The organism is Capnocytophaga cynodegmi DSM 19736 (assembly GCF_000379185.1).
Lineage (GTDB): Bacteria > Bacteroidota > Bacteroidia > Flavobacteriales > Flavobacteriaceae > Capnocytophaga > Capnocytophaga cynodegmi.
In genome coordinates this window covers 1-5,092 of record NZ_KB900727.1, presented here as the reverse complement: position 1 = coordinate 5,092, position 5,092 = coordinate 1, and the positions used below count along the sequence as shown (strand labels likewise).

Below are 5,092 nucleotides of genomic sequence, written 5' to 3'. Positions count from 1 at the left end.
GCTTTATCAGTTGGAACTGCTCTCATATTGGAGGGTAATCACAACCTGAGCTATTTTACTGACCAAAAACCTATCAGTTGGAACTGCTCTCATATTGGAGGGTAATCACAACCCTGGAGTAGTTTTATTCAAAAAGGTGTGAGTTGGAACTGCTCTCATTTTGGAGGGTAATCACAACATTGTATTTAACGCAAAACCTCCCGATGTACTTTATCGGGAGGTCTTTATTTTTCTGTTTTTGTGTGAAAAGTGTTGCAAATTATATTTTTGGGTTGTATTATTGGGACAACACGTGTGGAAATTAGCAAGAATTTTTTTGTAAGTATTTGATTTTTAGTGTTTTGAGTAAGATGTAAATTGAAGTTTTTAACTCAAAAGTTTAGTTCTGAGCCAATCTGAAAAATTAAAGCCATAAATGTGGGAAAAATATGAAGAATATGAAGAAGGAATAAAAAATCATTCAATATTTTTGGGTGTAAAAAAGGGTGCAAATCTCGCAACTACTCGATTTACACCCTTTATTGCGGAGAGAGAGGGAAGTGAACTATGTTAAAATAGATATGTTTTATTTTATATAAGTATGTTGATTTATAATATTTTAGTTATATTTGCATAACCAAAAACACATACAAATTATATTTATATATAAAACTATTAGCACCTATTTTAGCACCTATGAATTTTACATTTAAACTTAAAGAACCCAACTCCTCGAAAGAAACCTTAATTTACTTCCGCTCGTACTTTGATAACGAAAAGAAAAACTTTATTTACTCAACAGGAGAAAAAATCCTTCCTGATGAATGGGATTTTAAAAACAGATTGCCTAATGATTTGAATGGGAGAACGAAAAGAGCTGAAAATCATAGGAGCATTAAAAAACAATTAGATCGATACAGTAATTTCTTCTCTGAAATAGTAAATCGCTATAAAAATATTAACGAAGAACTTACTGTTGACGTAATAAGGCAAAGGTTTGACGAGGAATTTAAGAAAACGAAAGTTAAAGATGATTTCTTTAGGATATATGATGAATTTATAGAGGAAAAAGAAAATGACTACACGGGTAACTCAATTTCAAAATCCACTAAAAGTAGATACGGATATAATAGAAAATTATTGCAAGATTTTCAGAATGATTGTAAAATAAAGCTAAGCTTAGGCAATTTTGATGAGAAAATCTATAATAAATTTTTGAAATATTGCATTGAAGAAAAAGACCATTCGGCAAATACTGTCCATAGAAATGTAGGGTTATTAAAAACCTTTATGTACTGGGCACTGAATAAAAAATACACTTACAATAATTCATTTATAAATTTTAAAAAACCATCTAAATTTAGAACTGACGAAGTAGCTCTTAATTTGGAACAAGTGGAAATAATATATAATTACGATTTTTCTAAAAATAAGAAGCTGGAAAAGGTTCGAGATTTATTTGTTTTCGGATGTACAACAGGAATGAGATTTGGGAATTATAGTAAAATTTCAAAAAATGACATTCAAGGCGATTTTATTAGAGTAATTGATTTGAAGAGCAAATCCAAGAATCTTTCAATACCACTTAATCATATTTCAAAAGCAATACTAGAAAAATATGATTACAATTTACCTCCTATTTCCAATCAAAAAATGAATGAGTATATTAAAGAGGTTTTCAAAGAACTCGATTTCACTGATGAAATAAAGAAGACTATGAAATACGGTGATGAATTAGTTGAAAAAGAAACTGAATTTTGGAAAAGAATCTCATCGCACACAGCAAGAAGAAGTTTTATAACAATAATGAAGAACAAAAGAGTTCCTGATAAAGTAATTATGAGTTACACAGGACACACAAGCCTGGAAGTTTTTAACGCTTACTATCGTCCAAGCGAAGAAGATAAAGTGAATTACATGAATGAAGTTTTTAAATAATGGCAAAGCAAATTGAATTTTACGATTTGGATAAAGAATATCCTGTTAGCTATGAATTTTGGAAGGACACTGTTGCTTTTTTTCTATATCTGGGATACAAATGTTTTTATTGGGAAAGAAGTTTCGAAAAACAAAGTTATCAAGTAGTTAGAAAATCTTATTCTGAGGCAATTGAAAAAATACAAAATGGTGTTGTGTTGCAGGACTATGAGATGGCAAAAGATAGGCTATATAACAATTACAGTAGTTTTAGATATTATTTTGAACGTGCGGAAAAAATGTCATCACTAAACTTCAAGCAAAAAATAGATTGGACAATAGAGCAAGTTAATAAAAATTTACAACCTCGAATTTCATTCAAAAATAGGCTTTATATCGAATCTGATTTTTACAAGAACTGTTATGAAGTCCTTTATTGCAAAATGATTATTCATTATTTTGCAATAAACCATTTGCGTATCGAGCCTAATAAATTAATTTTTGATCCTTTACTTCTAAATGATAGTTATACAGAAAATAGGATTGATGAAATGAAAACCGAAGAAGGGATAATTGAAATTAATAATGAATCATACTTATTTTCATATGAGCAAAGATTTTCATATTCCAAAGAGCTCCAGAGTGTTTTCATAGATAAAAAATTATTCGAAAATATAGATTTTTCAGAACTAAAGAATCACAATATAATTTTTAAAAATGATTCCGAAACTTGTGAGTTGAACAAAAGAGCAATCTCTGATTTTCTAATTCTAATCAGTTATTTTGAAAAAATTAATCTCATTAAATTATGTTATGGTAAGGATTATCAAAAAGTGGTTATTAAAATTTTAAATGAAACTCTTGGCAAAACAGTCAATAATAGCAGAATATCGAGAATCTATAATAAAATTGTACATAACGTGGGAGATTATGTATTATCATCAAATGATGAAGAAACACTTTTTCAAGTTAAGATTTTTACAAATAAATATATGAGTAAGTAACAATACTATCTTAATTTGACTGTTTGATTGACCGTTTGCCCGATTTTTATTGAACATTGGGGATATTTTTGCGTGGAATTTAAAAATAAATGCTATGCAAATAACTAATCCATTTCAGGCGATTTTTGATGAGTTGGAAGAAGTGAAGCGAATTCTATATTCTATCCAGAAACAACCAGAATTAGAATTGCAGAAAAAATTCTACTCAATAAAAGAAGTTTCAGAAATTCTTAAACTTGATTACCAAACAGTTCGAGCACATATTCTAAAAGGAAATATAAGAGCCGAGCAAATAGGAAGGTATTATCGTATTAGTCATTTAGATTTGATTAACTCGTTAAACAATGTAAAATCAATTAAATATAAACGATAACCTTCCTTACTATGAAAGAAAAAATCCCCTACATCCGCGTTGGCACCACATATTATAAGCTCATCGAGCGCCCTCAAATTTCTGGCGATAAGGTAGCTACACTGAGCAAGTGGAGCAGAGAAACCATTATCCAAGACCACGGCAGAAAATTCATCTATGATATTCCGAAATACGATGGTTTTTGCTGTATCCCTAATCATCTGAATTACAGAAAGACGATTGATAATTTTTACAATATTTATAACGAAATTCCACATCAGCCGAGTGTTTCGAAAGTTTCGGAAGATGAAATTCCGTTTTCTATTTCTTTTCTGCAGCATATTTTTGGTAGTCAAGTAGATTTAGGGCTTGATTACCTGAAAATTCTGCTGGAAAATCCTACTCAAATTTTGCCTATTTTGTGTCTTGTTAGTAAAGAGCGAGCCACAGGAAAGACGACTTTTTTGAAATGGCTTAAAGAAATTTTCGGTCTTAATATGACCTACATCAAAGGAGATTCTTTTGGTAGCCAATTCAATTCGGATTGGGCTTCAATGCTTCTCATTGCCATTGATGAGGTGTTTTTTGATAAGAAAGAAATCACCGAAAGGCTTAAATATCTCTCCACCACTAATAAGGATAAATTAGAACATAAGGGAAAAGACCGAGAGGAAATTGATTTTTTCGGAAAGTTTATTTTGTGTTCCAATAATGAAGACAATTTTATTCAAATTGATGAAAATGAAATCCGATTTTGGGTTTTGAAAATCAATCCGATACAATATGAAAATACCGATTTTTTAGAAAACCTAAAAAGTGAAATACCTTCTTTTCTTAAATATTTGATTGATAGAAAATTCCACTCTGAAAAGAAAAGCCGAATGTGGTTTACCCCTGAAGATTTGAAAACTAAAGCACTTCAAAAACTTATCCTCAAAAACTCAAACAAGCTGGAGGCAAAAATGGTCGAACTTTTTTATGAATTTTTTGAAGCCAATGAAGTGCAGGAAATCAGCGTAGTTCCGCAAGATATTTTGAATATGCTTACGAAAATGTTTCGGCAACTGAATTTTTCTCGCAATGATGTACGAACCATTTTGAAGGAAAAATGGAAATTGGAACCGCAGAAAAACGGGCTGGCTTACATTCGTCACGATATTGACTATTCAGGTGATTTTATGCAAAGTAGTTCAGTTGGAAGATATTTTAACATTCCCAGAGATTTTATTCTTCAAAAATATGTTGATTTGTTGAATTGATCCTTTAATTGAATAAAAATCAAATAAATACAAAATCAACAAAGTTCTCAACAAACTTTTAAAACTTCAATTTTGTTGAGCATTTGTTGAATAAAAAAAATCCATTTTGTTGAATTGTTGAAGATATGTTGAGCGTTTAAAAAACACTCAACAAGATAGTTACGTTCTTTTCTCAACAATTCAACAAAAAACAAAGACGATAAAACTCGGAAAATAAGCGAGTAAAACCTAACATTTAATTTAACAATTTTAAAGAGTAAAAAATATTTAATAATGAGAGGTGAAAATTGTAGATGATGAGCTGAAAACAAGTTAATCCTTTTCTTTCTGCAACCTATGCAGAAAAGTTTTGCTTGTTTTTGAGTGCAAAAAGTACCCATTGTTTACAAAAAGCATGGGTCTTTAATGTAGAGTATGGGTCTTTTTGGTTTTCTCCTATCGTCGAAAACACATTGTAAGTAACTAGAATCTAATAATTAGCGATATGAAACAGGATTTTTTAAAAGAATTTGTCACCCAAATTTTCGAGCATCAAGAGCAAAAAAATGCAGAAGAAAAAAAGAAAAATCATTTTCGGGATA

The 5,092-nt window shown here is 30.1% G+C and carries 4 protein-coding genes; all 4 read left to right on the top strand.

What is annotated here, in order from left to right:
• The first annotated feature begins 675 nt into the window (after positions 1-675).
• Positions 676-1,917, top strand: a complete 1,242-nt coding sequence (locus tag YW9_RS0108485; protein WP_018279750.1) for a tyrosine-type recombinase/integrase — start codon at positions 676-678, stop codon at positions 1,915-1,917.
• 26 nt (positions 1,918-1,943) lie between these two features.
• A complete protein-coding gene (locus tag YW9_RS0108480) occupies positions 1,944-2,900 on the top strand; it encodes a hypothetical protein (RefSeq protein WP_155848754.1) in 957 nt (318 codons plus the stop codon).
• Positions 2,901-2,994: 94 nt separating this feature from the next.
• A complete protein-coding gene (locus YW9_RS0108475) occupies positions 2,995-3,273 on the top strand; it encodes a helix-turn-helix domain-containing protein (RefSeq protein WP_040354013.1) in 279 nt (92 codons plus the stop codon).
• 11 nt (positions 3,274-3,284) lie between these two features.
• A complete protein-coding gene (locus YW9_RS0108470; protein WP_018279747.1) occupies positions 3,285-4,511 on the top strand; it encodes a primase-helicase family protein in 1,227 nt (408 codons plus the stop codon).
• Positions 4,512-5,092 lie beyond the last annotated feature (581 nt).

Excerpts from the sequence above, each read along its gene's own strand:
- YW9_RS0108485 (WP_018279750.1), top strand. The coding sequence starts at position 676 with ATGAATTTTACATTTAAACTTAAAGAACCCAACTCCTCGAAAGAAACC.
- YW9_RS0108475 (WP_040354013.1), top strand. The coding sequence starts at position 2,995 with ATGCAAATAACTAATCCATTTCAGGCGATTTTTGATGAGTTGGAAGAA.
- YW9_RS0108470 (WP_018279747.1), top strand. The coding sequence starts at position 3,285 with ATGAAAGAAAAAATCCCCTACATCCGCGTTGGCACCACATATTATAAG.